This is a genomic window from Mycobacterium sp., from assembly GCF_032159565.1.
Lineage (GTDB): Bacteria > Actinomycetota > Actinomycetes > Mycobacteriales > Mycobacteriaceae > Mycobacterium.
Genome location: NZ_JAVHWR010000209.1, coordinates 16,251 through 31,970 on the forward strand (window position 1 = coordinate 16,251; position 15,720 = coordinate 31,970).

The 15,720-nt window shown below is 64.8% G+C and carries 13 protein-coding genes; 2 read left to right on the plus strand and 11 right to left on the minus strand.

The annotated features are described in order from the left end of the window. Positions 1-42: 42 nt before the first annotated feature. A complete protein-coding gene (locus tag QOC76_RS28115; protein ID WP_526362713.1) occupies positions 43-885 on the minus strand; it encodes an AAA family ATPase in 843 nt (280 codons plus the stop codon). A gap of 77 nt (positions 886-962) precedes the next feature. Further along, positions 963-2,609, minus strand: a complete 1,647-nt coding sequence (locus QOC76_RS28120; RefSeq protein ID WP_526362833.1) for a nitric oxide reductase activation protein NorD — start codon at positions 2,607-2,609, stop codon at positions 963-965. A gap of 124 nt (positions 2,610-2,733) precedes the next feature. On the opposite strand from QOC76_RS28120, the gene QOC76_RS28125 reads away from it, so the two are divergent. Further along, positions 2,734-3,666, plus strand: a complete 933-nt coding sequence (locus QOC76_RS28125) for an SDR family NAD(P)-dependent oxidoreductase (protein ID WP_526362715.1) — start codon at positions 2,734-2,736, stop codon at positions 3,664-3,666. 392 nt (positions 3,667-4,058) lie between these two features. Then, on the plus strand, positions 4,059-5,345 hold the full coding sequence (locus QOC76_RS28130; protein WP_526362717.1) for a TetR/AcrR family transcriptional regulator: 1,287 nt from the start codon (positions 4,059-4,061) through the stop codon (positions 5,343-5,345). Here the strand turns inward: QOC76_RS28130 and QOC76_RS28135 are convergent. The 9 genes from QOC76_RS28135 to QOC76_RS28175 all read right to left on the minus strand — a co-directional run bounded on the left by QOC76_RS28135 (position 5,326) and on the right by QOC76_RS28175 (position 15,665). Then, complete coding sequence (locus QOC76_RS28135; protein WP_526362719.1) at positions 5,326-6,528, minus strand: cytochrome P450; 1,203 nt, start codon at positions 6,526-6,528, stop codon at positions 5,326-5,328. The genes QOC76_RS28130 and QOC76_RS28135 overlap by 20 nt on opposite strands. Next, the gene (locus QOC76_RS28140) at positions 6,525-7,496 is read right to left on the minus strand and encodes an LLM class flavin-dependent oxidoreductase (protein ID WP_526362721.1); all 972 of its coding nucleotides are present in this window, start codon (positions 7,494-7,496) and stop codon (positions 6,525-6,527) included. Before QOC76_RS28140 ends, QOC76_RS28135 begins: the two co-directional genes overlap by 4 nt. 198 nt (positions 7,497-7,694) lie before the next feature. Then, entirely contained in the window at positions 7,695-8,165 is a 471-nt protein-coding gene (locus QOC76_RS28145) for an Rv2253/PknI dimerization domain-containing protein (RefSeq protein ID WP_526362723.1), read from the minus strand. An 11-nt stretch (positions 8,166-8,176) separates the two neighbouring features. Continuing rightward, complete coding sequence (locus QOC76_RS28150) at positions 8,177-9,799, minus strand: MCE family protein (RefSeq protein WP_526362725.1); 1,623 nt, start codon at positions 9,797-9,799, stop codon at positions 8,177-8,179. Continuing rightward, positions 9,799-10,971: an MCE family protein gene (locus QOC76_RS28155; protein WP_526362727.1), complete on the minus strand. Its 1,173-nt coding sequence runs from the start codon at positions 10,969-10,971 to the stop codon at positions 9,799-9,801. Before QOC76_RS28155 ends, QOC76_RS28150 begins: the two co-directional genes overlap by 1 nt. After that, positions 10,968-12,383: an MCE family protein gene (locus tag QOC76_RS28160; RefSeq protein WP_526362729.1), complete on the minus strand. Its 1,416-nt coding sequence runs from the start codon at positions 12,381-12,383 to the stop codon at positions 10,968-10,970. Before QOC76_RS28160 ends, QOC76_RS28155 begins: the two co-directional genes overlap by 4 nt. Beyond that, entirely contained in the window at positions 12,380-13,483 is a 1,104-nt protein-coding gene (locus tag QOC76_RS28165) for an MCE family protein (RefSeq protein WP_526362731.1), read from the minus strand. Before QOC76_RS28165 ends, QOC76_RS28160 begins: the two co-directional genes overlap by 4 nt. Next, positions 13,483-14,508 carry an MCE family protein gene (locus QOC76_RS28170; RefSeq protein ID WP_526362733.1) on the minus strand — a complete coding sequence of 342 codons (1,026 nt, stop codon included), beginning with the start codon at positions 14,506-14,508 and terminating at the stop codon, positions 13,483-13,485. Before QOC76_RS28170 ends, QOC76_RS28165 begins: the two co-directional genes overlap by 1 nt. Continuing rightward, entirely contained in the window at positions 14,505-15,665 is a 1,161-nt protein-coding gene (locus QOC76_RS28175; protein ID WP_526362735.1) for an MCE family protein, read from the minus strand. The genes QOC76_RS28170 and QOC76_RS28175 overlap by 4 nt, the downstream gene beginning before the upstream one ends. Positions 15,666-15,720 lie beyond the last annotated feature (55 nt).

A 15,720-nucleotide genomic window follows, 5' to 3' on the forward strand; every position in this document is an offset into this window, starting at 1 on the left:
ACCTAATATTTGTTCAGACAGTAACGACGGCGGCGAGCAGCGTCAATCATGCGCCCCGGCGAGATACACACTGATCAACTCGTCGAGCCCGCGGCCGACGGACGGATCATCTGTCAGCGGTCCTGCGATTGCGGCTTTGGCCGCGTCAGGGACAGTCAACCCTTCCGCGATGAGTCGGCCCGCGGCGATGAGGACACGTGTCGAGGCCACCTCACGCAGACCTCCGGTTTCGAGCCGGCGGATCGCCTGTCCGAACCGGACCAGCTCGGCGGCGGTGGCGTTGTCGACGCCGGCTTCACGCGCGACGATTCCCTCCTCGACGTCGGGGGTGGGGAATCCGAACTCGATGGCCACCATCCGCTGCCGGGTGGAGTCCTTGAGGTCCTTGAGGACGCTCTGGTAGCCGGGGTTGTAGGACACGACGAGGCCGAATCCCGGCGCCGCATCCAACGTGACGCCGAGGCGTTCGATGGGCAGCTGACGACGGTAATCCGCGAGGGGGTGCAGCACGACCGTCGTGTCCTGCCGGGCTTCGACCACCTCGTCGAGGTAGCAGATCGCCCCCTCGCGTACAGCGTGCGTCAACGGACCGTCGACCCACACGGTCTCATCGCCTCGCAGCAGATACCGACCGACCAGGTCGGCAGTCGTCAGGTCATCGTGGCACGCAACGGTGATCAGCGGCCGGCCGAGGTCGTGGGCCATCGCCTCGACGAAACGGGTTTTACCGCATCCGGTCGGCCCTTTGAGGACCAGCGAGAGACCCTGCCGATACGCCGCCTTGAAGACAGCCTCTTCATTGCCTGTCGACCGGTAGTACGGGCGCGAGCCCCCAGCCGTCGGCTTCGCGCCATTCTGGTGTACGAGTCCGGGCTCGTTGCCCATCTCGCCCCTTTCGCCTGCCGCCGCTTTGCGTCACCGAAGCCTAACCCGGAACAGATGTTTGTTTCAATCGAACATCGTTATGAAACGCGGCGTCTCACTTCCGCAGAGCGCAATGCCGACCGAAACATCGGGCCGATCACGGTGCCGAGTTGCTCAGGCCTGCCGATCGTCGCGTGAGCGGCACTCCCGAACACCTTCCGAAGGACCGCCGCGTCGGTACCTGCCCCAACCGTGAGACATACGCATCCGGTTCCGCGGTGGCGCGCTTCGGTGAGCGCACGCCGAGCATCGGCCGCTCCGTAGGCACGCTCGTATCCGTGGTCGTAAGCCAGACCGTCGGACAGCACGACGAGTAGGCGACGGGAGGTTCCCCCGCGGTCTTCCAGGACCGACGAACCATGCCGAATAGCCGCACCGAGCCGCGAATACGCGCCTGGCTCAAGACTGTTCAGACGCCTCATCACTCGTGCATCGAGGTGGTCGTCGAACCGCTTCACCGGCATCATCGTGACCGCAGTTCGACCTTGTGAATAGTAGGCATAGAGCGCCACGCGGTCCCCCAGATCGTGAAGGGCCACGGTCAAGTCGGCAACGGCTGCACGCTGCTGCTGATGGACGGTGCGCCCCACTGTTCCGGGCTCTGCGGCGGACCCCGAAACATCGAGCAGCAGCAGTACCGACAGGTCCCGCCGCCGCCTCAGGCTGTCGAGGTACACCGCTTCGTCAGGAGCCGATCCTGCCCTCACCTCCACCCGTGCCTCGACGGCGGCGTCGATGTCGATGTCGTCACCTTGTGACTGGCGATGGCGACGATGCAGACCCATGCCGAGACGCGCCAACGGGCGTCGCACACCGATGGCGCCGTCGATGGCCTGTGGCGCCGACGCCTTGACCTGCGGATCGACTTCGCGGACAGTGCACCAGTCGAGGCGATAGCTCTTGCGATTGGCGTCCCACTCCGGATACTTGACGCCTTCCTGCTTGACGTCGGCGATCTCTTCCGACGTCACGGCCGCCGCGGAGGTGACCGAAAAGGCGCCCCGGTTGCCCGAATTCGTTCGGTGCGTGGGCGCGTCGGCCCCCGGAGGCCCCCCACCACTACTGCCCGATTTGCGCGCCGATGACAGCATCTTCTTCAGCCACTTCCCGATGGAGCCGCCGCCTCCCACCGGACTGGTGAACAGATCGGGGTCGTCGGTGTCGTCGACGTTGTCGTCGTCGAGCTCTTCGAGCGGCTCGGCAGTGTCACGCCGCGGGATGTGGCCCGCGCTTTCGCCGTCGACCTGTGGCGTCGCGCGAGCGTTGGCTGCGATCACCTTTTTGGCGCGTATCACGCCGAAAACCTTGGGCGGCTCGTCAATTGCGCCCTTGCCGGATGCCACGGCCAGTGACGCCTTGGGCGCATCGCTGCGCGCAGCCGAGTCGGGTTCGACCAGATGCGCCAATACACCGGGCAGCAGTTGACCGTTGACGGCGAGCGCGCGGTGGCCCTCGATGGCCAGATAGCGATGTGCGATCCGCGGGCGTCGCACCAGCGAACCCATTACCTCCGAGTCGAGGCTGCCCGCCGCGATCAGCGATGCGTGTACCGCCGCCGACTCCAGATTGGCTCGAGGTCCCGCCGCGGGATCGACGTAGACCGTCTGGCCGTCGGTCCACGACGGTTCGCCTGGCGCCACTGGCGCTACGGCGACAGCTCGGCCGGCAAGCACCGAAGCCAGCATGCCCAATGCCTGCAGGCGGTCACCGTCTGCAAGCTTCGCCACGGCACCTCGCTGTGTTGACCAAATATCTGTTCCACCGTAGTGTCCGCACGCACTGCCAGTCAACGTACCGGGGAGTGAGCACATGATCGACTTCGAAGGTCAGGTCGCGGTCGTCACCGGTGCCGGGCGTGGGCTCGGTCGCCTCTATGCGATCGAGCTTGCGCGTCGCGGCGCGTCCGTCGTGGTCAACGACCTGGGCGGCACGATGCACGGCGAAGGCGCCGACGCGTCCGTGGCAGACCAGGTTGTCGACGAGATCACCACCGCCGGTGGGACGGCCGTCGCGTCGCACGACTCAGTCGACAGCCCCGAGGGTGGTGAAGCGATCGTGGCGACTGCGGTCGAGAACTTCGGGCGGCTGGACGCGGTGGTGAGCAACGCAGGCATCTTCAACAGCATCGCGTTCGACGAGCTGGCGCCGGAGGACTGGCGACGCATGCTCAGCGTGCACCTGGACGGCGGCTTCTACCTCGCGCAGCCGGCATACCGCGTGATGAAGAATCAGGGCTACGGCCGGTTCGTCTTCATCTCGTCGACGGCGGGCATGTTCGGCCAGCACCTGGAGTCTCACTACGCCGCAGCAAAAGCCGGACTCGTCGGGTTGACCAATATCATCGCCCTCGAAGGCGCATCACACGGAATACTCGCCAATACCGTCCTGCCGACCGGCTTCTCGCGGATGGTGACCGAAACCGTCGCCGACACCAGGGCCCTCGAGGAGTCCGGCTTCCTGGAGATGATCAGGCCGGAGCTGGTCACACCGATGGTGGTCTACCTGGCCAGCCGCGCTTGCGAATTCAGCCACCGCAACTATTCGGCCATCGGAGGCCGCTATGCCCGCGTGTTCATCGGTCTGGCTCACGGTTGGTTGGCGCAGCGCGGTTCACAACCGACGGCCGACGACGTCGCTGCTCATATTCCGGAGATCTCGTCGACGACGGAGTTCACCGTCCCAGAGACGAATTACGAAGAGGTGTTCGCGGTCACCGAGCGGTTGGGAGCCGACCCCACGTGAGCTGGCCTACACTTCGCCGAACCGGTCGACCAGCTGAGAGTTGACGCGCCGTCGTCCAGTTGGCGTCGGCGCCGACCAAGATCCGACCAAACCGCTGATCGTCTTCGGCTGTCGCTACATCGATCGGATGTAGCGCAGAGACGGCCGCTGGGCCATCGTCCCTCGGGTCTGCCTGGTCGAGTGGCAGAGCGATGCGACCTCTCTGTTGTCGCCTGAGACCATCGAATTCGTCGACACAACGACGAGTCCCTGACGCCAGGCCGCGCGGCCCTTCTACCGGCACTTTCGGTGCATCGGACGGCCCAGCGCGGTGCCCGACTTCTGGTAGCGTTAACCAAACATTGGGTCAGTCAGGCAAGCCCGCGACGGGAGTCAGATGCCGTGGAGGTGTTGTGGGGCGTCGGCAAGTGACGCCGACGAACGACGGAAACGCCTATGACGACGGCACAAGGCGGACCGAGATACTGCAAACCGCGGCATCGTTGATCGCCAGCTCCGGTCTGCGCACCTCGCTTCAGGAGATCGCCGACGCGGCAGGAATCCTGCCGGGGAGCCTCTACCACCACTTCGAATCGAAGGAAGCGATTCTCGTCGAGTTGCTTCACCGCTATCACACGGATCTCGACCGCATCGCTGACCGCGCCCAGGGCAAGCTGGACGCCCCCGGGTCACGGTCCGCCTTCGACCAGATCGTGGATCTCGGCGCGGCGATCGCGCAGTGCGCGGTGACACACGGTGCTGCGCTGCAGATGACGTTCTACGAGGGCCACGGCCCGAATCGCGAACTGACCGCCCTCGCCAAGGAGCGGCCGACAGCGATCCTGGAAGCGATGGTGCAGACCTTGCGGGCGGCCCGGTGGAGCGGCTACCTCAAGTCCGACGTCGACCTTCCCGTGCTGGCCGACCGCCTCGTCCAGGTGATGCTGCAGGTCGGTCTCGACGTCATTCGTTTCAACGCCAGCGCCGATAAGCTTTCCGAGCTGCTGTGCCGAATCCTGTTGGAGGGGTTGGCCGCTGTGCCGCCCAGCGATGCGCAGCTCGACCGCTCGGCGGCGTTCACCGCGGCCGACGATCTGGTGAAGTCGTGGACCGAAGACACCGCCGCCGAGCCCGACGACAAGTCCGCCCACGTTCGTGCCGTCGCACGTGCCGAGTTCGGCCGCAAAGGCTACGAGGTCACCACCATCAGGGACATTGCGTCGGCCGCACAGCTCGGCACCGGCACGGTGTACCGACTGATCGGCTCGAAAGACCAACTCCTGGCGTCGATCATGCAATCGTTCGGTGAGAGGGTCGCCGAGGGGTGGACCCGGGTGCTGCGCTCCGACTCGTCGGTGATCGAGAAGCTGGACGCGTTGAGCTGGGTCAACACCAACGTTCTTGACCGCTTCGGCGACGAGTTTCGTATTCAGCTGGCGTGGATGCGGCAGTCTCCGCCGGACGCACCGAATATCGGCTGGCTTTTCGCCAAGCGGATACGGCAGATGAAAACGCTTCTGGCGGAAGGTATTCGGTCTGGAGAGTTGAAGATCGACAGCCCCTCGAACGAGATGCTGGCCCGATCGGTCATCGGGGTCGGTTGGATCCCGGAGAACATCCTGCACGAGCTCGGTACGCGGGGATCACTGATCCATCAACGCGATACGGTGTTGCGCGGGGTCACGACCAGCCGAGCGTGACGGGTAGCTTCGCCCATCCCCGCACGCTCGCGGTGTGCGCTTTTTCGGCGTTGTCGTAGTCCACGTCCCAGTCGGGCCAGCGCCTGAGCACTTCCTCGAGCACCACCCTCGCCTGCATGCGTGCGAGCGCTGACCCCAGGCAGAAGTGCAGGCCCTGACCGAAGCTCAGATGTGCTTGGCTGCGCAAGATGTCGAAGCTGTCGGCATCCGGGAAATGTCGCTCGTCGCGGTTGGCCGAGCCGTTGAGCAACAGCATCACCGAAGCCTCGGGAATCGTCTGCCCCTGGCACTCGACGTCGTGGGCGACGTACCGGGCCTGCACGGGCGATGGCGCCTCGTAGCGCAGCACCTCCTCGATCGCGCGCGGAATCAAGGAGAAGTCCTTGCACAATTCGCGTCGCTGATCGGGGTTGTCGGCGAGGAGTTGACCGGCGAAGCCGATCAACCGCGTCGTGGTCTCGTTGCCCGCTCCTGCGACCATGCTGGTGTACATCAACACCTCGGTGCGGGTGAGCCGACGAGACGTGCCGTCCTCCTCCAGTTCGGCGTTGATCAACTGGGTCATCAGGTCATCGGAGGGATGATCGGCTCGCCAGTCGATGTACTCGGCGAACAGTCTCTGGCTGTCTGTGAACAAGTCTGCTCGCGCCCCGCTGAACTCACCCTCGGTCAGCGTGAGCGCGTTGTTGGAGGTGTCGCGGATCATCGCCTGGTTCTGCTCGGGTATGCCCAGCAGGTAACCGATCGTGCGCATCGGGATCTGCGATCCGATGTCGGCGATGAAGTCGAACCGATCGGTGCCGACCAGCGGGTCGAGCGCCCGCACACAGTACTCACGCGTCAGCGGTTCGATCGCCTCCATCCGCCGTGGCGTGAAAACCCTCGAGAGCAGGCGGCGATGAAGATCGTGGATCGGCGGGTCCTCGAACAGGATGATGCCGGGCGGAAGGTCGATGCCCGCCAGGATGATGTCCATCGTCGTACCGCGTCCCGAACGGTAGGCCTCCCAGTTATGGAGTTCGCGTGCGACGTCCTCGTACCGGCTCAAGGCGTAGAAGCCGTACTTCTCGTTGAAATACAGCGGCGCCTCGTCGCGCAGGCGCTTCCAGACCGGGTAGGGATCGTCGTCGATCGCGAAATCGTAGGGATCGTAATACAACTCGACCGCGCTTGTACCGGTCACTTTGCCACCTCGGACATGACCACTTCTCCGACGCGCTTCAGGTACTGCCAGGCGATCTCCGGCGGTACCCCGCCACACAGGGGCGACAGGTTGAGCATCTCGCCGGCCCGCACCCGCTCGACAGCCTCCTCGACGCTGTAGATGCGGTGTGACGTCGGATTCTCACGCAGTTCGTCGACGGTCTTCACGTCGGAGAACCCGGCGGAGTAATCGTTGCCCGGATTCCAGTCAGCGTACGCACGCACGTCGTGCAGCAGGTACTGGCCGATCTCCTCCCACGCCTTGTCGACGTCGTCGGCGACGAAGCAGACCGATGGCGTCTCGCGGTCCGGCAGATATATCGGTCCAGGCTCGTGGCCATGCTGGCGACAGGCGTCCTGGTAGGCCTCCTGCATGCCTTCGACGTTCGCGTTCCCGAGCATGCCCAGCCCGTATCTGCCCGCCCGTCGTGCCGCCGCAACGGAGCCCCCGCCCCACATCAGCATCGGTCCGCCCGCGGTGTGCGGCGGAGGCGTCGTGTTGATGTGGCGGCCGTCGAATATCGCTTCGCCCGAAAGCAGTTCGCGCAGCAGGGCCAGCTTCTCGTCGGCGAGTCGTCCGCGGGTGCGCATGTCAACGCCGAAGTGTTCGAACTCCTCCGGCCGGTAGCCGAGCGCAAGGATGTAGGAGGCCCGCCCTTTGCTGATGATGTCGAGTACCGCCATGTCCTCCGCGAGCCGGACCGCGTCGTAGAACGGCAGAAGAAGGATCAGGCTCAGCGCCAGGCGTTCGGTACGAGCCGCGATCGCCGACGCCAGAATGAGCGGCGACGGCAGGTAGCCGTCTTCGGCGCCATGGTGCTCGCACAGCACCGCTGCGAGACAACCGTGATCCTCGGACCAGGCGCACATCTTGGTTGCGGCGGCGTACAGATCCACCGTCGGCGCACCGATCTGTGGTGCGCGCATGTCGAAGCGGAGCATGTACACGATGCCTCCCGCACCTGAGATTCGTGCCGTTACGCTACGACCGGTCGCGGAACACTGTCAACGTATCGCCGATTTCTGCGCGACGGCTGTTGTCGGCACAAAATCGCGACCCTCATGCAGAAATGGCGGATAAGTCGAAGGCGTGCCGAGCGATTTCGGCGTGCTGCGTTGCGCTGCGCGCAACCAGCCACGCCGAAATCACATGACGGGGGTGAGAGTGAAGGGCAGCTGGACACCGAGCTGCTTGTTGCGTCCGCATGCACCGCCCGGACCCTTCGTCGTGTCCCAGCCCTTCATGGAAAACGCGTCCGGGTGGCCCTTCCAGAACGTGAAGGTCTGCTCCCCCGGCGTCGCGGTGCCGTCGATGCACGGTTCCCAGTTGTCCAAGGTGCGGCGAACTCGCCAACTGCCGCTCATGTAGATCATGTCCGCGCTCCAGCCCTGGTCACTGATGACACGTCCGGTGCAGTCCTGATAGGTGCTGCACGTCGAGCTGATCGTCCACGTCTGGGTCACGCTGCGCTCGTCGTGATAGGAGTCGTTCGTCTTCGCCCACACACCGTCCGAGAACGCCGTGTAGGTGCCGTTCAATGCGATGCCGTCGCCGGGATCTGCCTGCGCCTGTGGCGTGCTGACCACCATCGACGCCGCCACTGCACTTAAGACCATGCGCGCGAGCTTCATGCGTCCGCCCGGTAGATCAGGTCCTGCCACGACTTGGCGGGATCAACGAGATCTTCCTGCCGGAAGACCTGACCACCCGGCGCGGCGTATTGCCCGGTCTGCGGATCATAGTGCGCGACCGCGACCGACGGTCCCGGCCCGGATCCGTTGACGCCGAACGAACTCGGCGCCGCGGGCACGGCACCTCCGGAGTCCATCGGCGGGAAGACCGCCGCCGGCGGAGCTGGCGGAGGGGCGTCGGCCGGTGGAGGTGGCGGCGGAGCGCCTGGCGGTGGCGCATCGGGCGGGGTGCCCGACGGCACAGCCCCTGGCGGCATCGGGGTGCCCTCCACAGGTGCGTAGAGCCGTTCGTTGGCATCGACGCGATCGTCCAGCGGGATACCTTGCGCAATCAGATTGGGATCGAAGGGATACGGGCCCAGCGCATGCTGCCGGACCGCCAGCGGCGTATACGGCTTGTCGCTGTAGCACTCCTGCACCGTCGGCGCGCGCTTGCCGGGCACACCCATGCACGGTGAGTTGCGCGCTCCGCGCACAACGACCGGCGCGTCCTGTGGCAGCTTGCAATACAAGCCGTCCGGAGTGTCCATCTCCGTCAGATCGGCGGGGGACCGCCACTGCGACGGTGGCAGGAACCCGACAGTGCACGGCGGCCCATCACCGATCTGAATCCTGAAGTCGCCCAAGGGGATTCCGGTCGGGTTGTTCTCGGGAGCCGAGGACAGCACATCTCCCACAAACGGCGGAAGCAACACCAGAACCTGCTCCAGTGACGGGTGGTAGGTGACCGCGACCTGGCCGATCGTGGTGAGGTTCGCCAGCAGTACCGGCAGTGTCGGCTTCACCTGATCGAGCAGTCGAGACACCTCGTTCGCCGCGGGCGGTCCTTCCTGCAGCAGTGTGCGCACCTGGGGGTCGTTCGTCACCACCTGCCCCGTGATCCCGGCCAGGCTTCTTGCCCACAGTCGCAGCGAATCCGTTGTCTGTGCTTGCGAATCGAGCAGCGGCCCAGTGTCTTCGATCAGCGCCGACGACTGATCCGAGACCTTGTTGAGATCACCGGAGATCTTCGCCGAGGAGTCGAACAGCGAGCCGAGGTCATAGCCGGCCCCGTTGAAGGCATTGAACGACTCGTCGATCAACCCGGTGAGCTTCTTCTTCGGCACGCTGTTGATCAGGGTGTTGACTTGATCGAGCATCGGGCCGACCGTCTGCGGGATCTTGGTGTCGGCCATCGCGATCACCGAGCCGTCCTGCAGGTACGGCGGCGAATCCGTGCGCGGCATCAGTTCGACGTACTGTTCGCCGACCGCCGAGACGCTGCGCACCTCGGCGTCCAGATCGGCCGGAATCTTCGGTGAGCTCCCCAGTGACAGCGTTGCGACCGCCTGTGTGCGCGACACGTCCATCCCCGTCACCTTGCCGACCTGAACGCCGCGGTACGTCACGTTGGAGAACCGGTACAGCCCGCCCGATGCGGGAAGCTCCAGTTTGACCGTGATTCGTCCGATGCCGAGCAGGGTCGGCGCCTGCATGTAGACGAAGACCATCACCAGCACGCCGACGATCGACGCGATCGTGAAGACGGCCAGCTGGATGCGGACGAACCTGGTCAGCATCAGCCACCACCGCCCGGTTCCCACGGTGCCGGGTCGGCATTCGGGATCGGCCCGAACGGTGGCGACGTGCCGACGCCGAGCGGAAACTTGGTGTAGTAGGCGTCATATCCGGGATCGCCGGGCGCCGGGATCATCGACGCCCGATCCTGGCCGAGACGGGTACCGAGCAGAAGGCCCCGCTTGATTCGGGAGTTCGTGAGATCGATTGTCACGAATAGGTTTACGTAGTCGCCGCGGACGCCCCGGTCGATGAGATTCTGGGTCAGTGGGAACGTCGGGATGTATGCCAGGGCGGTGTCGATCTGCGGACCCACGTCAGCCAGCGCCTTGAGCGTGGGTTCGAGATTCTGCAGGTTGGTGACGAGGTCGGCCTGCGTGTCGTTGACGAGCCCGGAGACGGTGTCGCTGAAATTGCCGAGTTTCTCCAGCGCGGTGGTGAGCCTCGGTCGCTCCTTGATCAGCACATCCAGCGCGGGCGGGATCTTGTTCAATGCCCGCGTGAGCACTTCCTGTTGGCCGCCGAGCGTCGAGGAGAACCGGTTCAGTTCATCGATGGTGGCGATGATGTTGTCGCGCTGTCGATAAAGGGTTCCGACGAACGTGTCGAGGCGAGCGATCAGATCGCGCACGACGTCTTGGCGCCCGTTCAACGCGATGTTGAAGTTGTGGACGATGTCGCCGAGCTGCCCCAGGCCCCCGCCGTTCACCACGGCAGCAAGCGACGACAACGTGTGTTCGGTCGACGGGTAGGTGGACGAACTGTTCAGACCGATCGTGGCGCCCGGCTTCAGGCGACCGCTCGGTGCTTCGCCCGGTGGCGGATCGAGCGCCACGTGCATCGAACCCAGCAGGCTCGTCTGCCCGACCGTCGGCACGGCGTTGGCGGGCACGATGGCGTCCGGCTTGAGCGCTAGATCCAGGTCGATATGCCAGCCGTGCAACCGCATTTTGCCGACGCTGCCGACGACGACATCCTCGATCAGCACTGGGGAATTCGATTCCAGCGTACCGACATTCGCCAGCTCGACATGGTATACGGCGGCATCGCCACCACGCCCGACCGCGCCAGGCAGCGGTAGCGAGTTCACGCCCTGGAATGCACACCCGGTGACGGTCACCACAATGCTGCAGCCGATAGCCAGCAGTCGACGCCCGCTCTTCGCCCCGATCACGGCGGTGTCCCGTCACCCGGCGGCGGCCGTGTCGGTGCGTCGCCCGGCGGTGGCGGCGCCTCTGCCGGCAGAAGCATGTCCTGCAGCGTCGGCGCCGGTGGCGCAGGCGGTGGCGCCATGGGCAGCGACGCCGCGGGCGGTGGGCCCGGCGGCGGCCCGTAGCCCGGCGGCGGGGGGATGTCGCCGGCACCCGTGTACGCGGAAACCGCTGGCGGATCGGTGTACGGCGGGGGTGGCTGTCCCTCGTTCTCAGGCCTGAGCCTGTCCTCGGAGTATCTGAGCATGTAGTCCGGCGGATTGGACGTCAGGAACGGGTTGATCGGAATCGGCAGGTTATTGAAGTTGAGGGTTCGCAGCGCGGGGCCGACGTACTGGGAGCAGAGCTTGCCGGTCTCAGGAGACGTCACGTTTTCGAGCGCGCCCATCATGGTGCAGACCGCCCAGACCGGGTTCGACAGGTTGTTGAGCACGAACACACCGCTGGCGGCCCCCGTCCGGGGGTCGAACATGTTGACGGCGTTGGCGATCGAGTGCGGTGCGATGTGCAGAACGTTCTCGAGGTCCAGACGGTGATCGGCCAGGTTCTGGGTGACACTCGCGAGCAACCGAATCTGTTCGGCGGTCTTGTCCCTGGTGCCTTCGATGAAACGCTGCGTTTCGCCGACGACTTCGGACAAGTTATTCAATGCGGCATCGAGGTCCGATCTGCTGTCGTCGACGACGCTTGTCAACGTCGCGAACCGGTCCTGGAACTGCACTATCTGGTTGTTGCTGTCTCGGAGCGCGGTCACGAACGTCTGCAGGTTGGTGATGGTGTCGACGATGTTCCCGCTGCCGTCGGCAAGAATTCTTCCGACCCCGGACAGCTGGGCCAGCGTCTGCCGCAACTTGTCTCCGTTGCCGTCCAGAGCGTTGGCGGCACTGTCGATGAATCGCCCGACCGAGCCCGTCGACATACCTTTGTCCGGCCCCAGTTCCGTTGCCAGCCGCATCAACTGCTCTTTGACTTCGTCCCATTCGACGGGGATCGCCGTGCGGTCGAGTGGTATCACCGCGCCGTCAGTCATCTTCGGGCCGGATTCGTAGGCGGGCGCGAGCTGGACGTAGCGGGCCGAGATCAGGTTCTGGGCGACGATCACCGCCTTGGCGTCGATGGGAACCGAGATTCGGCGGTTGACCCGCAGTGTCATCTTGGCCTGTGTGCCGACCGGTTCGATCGAGTCGATGGTGCCCACCTTGACACCGGCGATGCGGACCTCGTCGCCGGGGTAGATGGCGACCGTCTTGGTGAAGTACGCGGTGATCGTGTTGGGCCGGAAGAAGGTCTGCTGCACGACCACGGCGACGCCACCCACGAGCGCCACCGCAAGCACCGCCGCGAGTGCCAGTTTCAGGAGCCTGTTCCGAGTCATGGCGGTGGGGGCCCCCACTGCTCGCCGGGCTGCGGAATTCCGTTGTACGGGAACGGAAGCTCAGCGCGTGGACCGGCATTGTCAGGTGGCTGTCCGGCGTTGGTTCCCCGCCGGAAGCCGAACGCGTAGTCGAAGAACGGCTGGAAGAGCTCGCTGATGAGGAGATTGGGAACGTACGCCTGGTAGTAGGGGCCGTTGCCGATGGTCTCGCCGAGTGTGGTCTGGAATTTCGCGAGCCCCGGTATCGCCTTGGCGATGTTGTCGCGATTCTTCTCCAGCACCGCAGTCACCGCATTGAGCTTGTCCAGGGTCGGGGCCAGCTTCTCCTCGTTCTCGTGGATGAGGCCCGAAAGCTGCTTCGCCAACGCCGACGTATGAACCAGTAGTTCGACGATCGCTTGGCGGCGCTCGTTGAGTACACCGACGAGATCGTTGCCGTTGAGAATCAGCGCGTTCACCTGTGCGCTGCGCTGCGACAGAATCTTCGTGACGTCGGCACCGTCGGAGAGCAGTGCGCCCAGCGTGTCGTCTCGGTCGTTGATGGCCTGGGAGAGCTTCGTGATGCCGTCGAACGCCGGACCGAGTTGTGGCGCAACCTGGTTCAAGGTCTCCGACAGTGTGTTCAGTGACTGGTTGAGAGAAGCGGTGTCGGTGCCCGCGGTGTTGGTCGTCAGCTCGCTGACCGCTTCGGTCAGCGAGTATGGCGAAGCCGTACGCGATACCGGGATGAGGTCCATGGGATGCATGCTGTCGTCGCCGGCCGATTCCAAGGTCAGGACGCGTTCACCGAGGAGCGTCCCGGTCCGCACGTGTGCCGTCGTCTCCGAGCCGAGTTCTACGGTGCCGTCGACGGCGAACGTCACCAGGGCGTTGCGTCCCTGCAGGGACACATCCGAGACGCTGCCGACCTTGATTCCGGCGATCGTCACGTCGTTGCCTGCCGTCAGACCGCCCGCGTCAGAGAACTGCGCCTGATAGCGAATGGCTGTCGCCATCGTCGTCAACGTCTCAGGCGAGAGCCCGATCAGAACGATGAGGATCGCGAGGACAACGCCCATGAACCCGGTCCTAATAAGCTTGTTTCCATGGTATTTCAACATCAGGGCTCGGTGCACCTCCCCCCGTCTTGCCTGATCCAGGGGAACTCGGCGGTGCGGCCCTGAAGGTCGGTCACTCGCCAGGTGAGTGAGCAGATGTAGTAGTTGAAGAAGCTGCCGTACGAGCCGGTGCGTATCAGCTTGCGGTAGTTCTCGGGCGCCTTCTGCAGTGAAGTGTCGAGCCGGTCCTTCTGGCCCTCCATGTTCGTGACCAACCGGTTCAACTGGTCGACGGTGCCCTTGAGTGGAGGCCGGGCATCGGTGAGTAGGTCAGCCACGGATGCGGTGCCGTTGTTCAGCGAATCGATTGCAGTGCCGATCGGATCCTTCTCCGCCGCCAGCCGAGTCACCAACGTCTCCAGCTTCGCGATCGTGCCGGAGAACTTGTCGCCTTCCTTGGTCAAGGTCGAGAGCAGCGTGCGCAGATTGTCGATCAGCGCCTGGATCGTCTGGTTGTGTTCGGCCAGCGCGGTGGTGAACCCCGATGTGTTGGACAGTAGGGACTGCAGGGTTCCGCCCTGCCCCTGGAAGATCTGGATCAGCGACGCCGACAAGGCATTCACATCTTGCGGATTGAGCCCTCGGATAACGGGTTTCAGGCCGCCGAGAAGCAGATCGATGTCGAGGGCCGACTGGGTTCGCTCCCTGGGAATCTGCGATCCGGGCGGCAACCGCCGGTCCCCGGGCCCATCGATCAGCTCCAGATAGCGATCGCCTACGAGGTTGAGGTAACGCACGGCCGCCTGGGTACCGGTGGTCATCTGGACGGTGGGATCGGCGTCGAATGTGACGAGCGCCGTCTTGTCTTTCTGCAGCTTGACGCTGTTGACCGTGCCGACTCGCATGCCCCCGACACGGACCGACTGTCCGACCTTGAGGCGCGAGGCATCCTTGAACACCGCTGAGTAGTCCGTCGTCGAGCCGGTTTGGTACTGCCCGAAGATGAAGAACAGACATGCGGTCAAGACCGCCATGACGATTCCGAAGATGCCGAATTTGATCAGCGTCGGACGTAGCGAGCGCCTCATCCGGGCTGGCCGATCTGATAGGTGTTGCGGGGCGGCCCGTCGATCTCACCGAACAGGATCTTCTTCAGGCCGTCGGAGTTCAGCACGATTCCGGGATAGGTGCGCCGCCATGGGTTGGTCCCTGTGTCGGCGACGACGTAGGGAGGCGCCCCCTCGAACGGCAGGTTGGGCAGCCCGGTGCACTGCGGACCGCCCGTCGCGCCCGCCTTCGGCAAGTCCATCGGGTAGCGGTAACGCTCCTGCCCCCACAGGAAGCCGGCGAGCACCTGGACCCCCGGTTCCTTCAGCGGCGGGCGAGCCGAAGCGTTCGCCATCCCGCTGAGGGCGCACCACAGCGCCTCGTTGTACTTGTTCAATAGATCGGTGGTCGGCACCAGTAGGTGCAGAACATCGGTGAGCGGCTGCCGGTTGGTGCCGATCACGTCGTTGCCGATGTCGGCCAGCCCGATGACGCTGACGAGTGCGGTGTCGAGATTCTGCTGCTGGTCGACGAGTGTGTCGCTGAGGCGCGCGGCGTTGTCGGCCACCGTCACGAAGTCGGGCGCCGCGTCACCGTAGGCCTGCAGAACCTGAGGTGCGGTCTCCAGGTCGTGACTGAGTGCGGGCAGGCTCGGCTCGATCTTGGCGAGGTATGCGTCGAGGTCGGTGAGCATCTGGCCGATCTTCTCGCCCCGGCCGTTCACGGAAGAGGCGATGGCACCGAGCGTTTCGTTGAGTTTCGGCGGGTCGATGCTCGACAGCACTGATGTGAGGTTCTCGAACACGGTGTTGATCTCGACCATGACGTGTTTGGCCGCGAGCACCTGACCGGCGCGCAGCGATTCGAGCGACGGATCCGGCGGGAAGACGAGCTGGACGTATTTCGCGCCGAACACCGTCGTCGACGCGATGTCGACGAGCACGTTCGCCGGTATCGCACTCATTCGTTTGGGGTCCATCGCCAGATGAAGGGCGGCCTCGCCGTTGGGCAGCTGCTCGATCGAGGCGACCTTGCCCACCTGCACGCCGCGGATCTGCACCTTGGCGTCCGGGTTCATCACCAACCCGGCGCGCGGCGACATCACCGTCACGGGCACGCTGTCGGTGAAGCCACCGCGAAACAGGGTCGCGGACAGTGCGAACACCGCGATGATCGCGACGACGGTGGCAACCCCCATCAAGGGGCGTACTGCTCGACCCGTCACTCCGCCACCATTCGCGCTGTCACGCGAC

What these genes read in the sequence shown, in the direction of transcription:
- QOC76_RS28115 (WP_526362713.1), bottom strand. Translation starts at nt 885, where the DNA reads ATGGGCAACGAGCCCGGACTCGTACACCAGAATGGCGCGAAGCCGACG.
- QOC76_RS28120 (WP_526362833.1), bottom strand. Translation starts at nt 2,609, where the DNA reads ATGCTGGCTTCGGTGCTTGCCGGCCGAGCTGTCGCCGTAGCGCCAGTG.
- QOC76_RS28125 (WP_526362715.1), top strand. Translation starts at nt 2,734, where the DNA reads ATGATCGACTTCGAAGGTCAGGTCGCGGTCGTCACCGGTGCCGGGCGT.
- QOC76_RS28145 (WP_526362723.1), bottom strand. Translation starts at nt 8,165, where the DNA reads ATGGTCTTAAGTGCAGTGGCGGCGTCGATGGTGGTCAGCACGCCACAG.
- QOC76_RS28150 (WP_526362725.1), bottom strand. Translation starts at nt 9,799, where the DNA reads ATGCTGACCAGGTTCGTCCGCATCCAGCTGGCCGTCTTCACGATCGCG.
- QOC76_RS28160 (WP_526362729.1), bottom strand. Translation starts at nt 12,383, where the DNA reads ATGACTCGGAACAGGCTCCTGAAACTGGCACTCGCGGCGGTGCTTGCG.
- QOC76_RS28165 (WP_526362731.1), bottom strand. Translation starts at nt 13,483, where the DNA reads ATGTTGAAATACCATGGAAACAAGCTTATTAGGACCGGGTTCATGGGC.
- QOC76_RS28170 (WP_526362733.1), bottom strand. Translation starts at nt 14,508, where the DNA reads ATGAGGCGCTCGCTACGTCCGACGCTGATCAAATTCGGCATCTTCGGA.
- QOC76_RS28175 (WP_526362735.1), bottom strand. Translation starts at nt 15,665, where the DNA reads ATGGGGGTTGCCACCGTCGTCGCGATCATCGCGGTGTTCGCACTGTCC.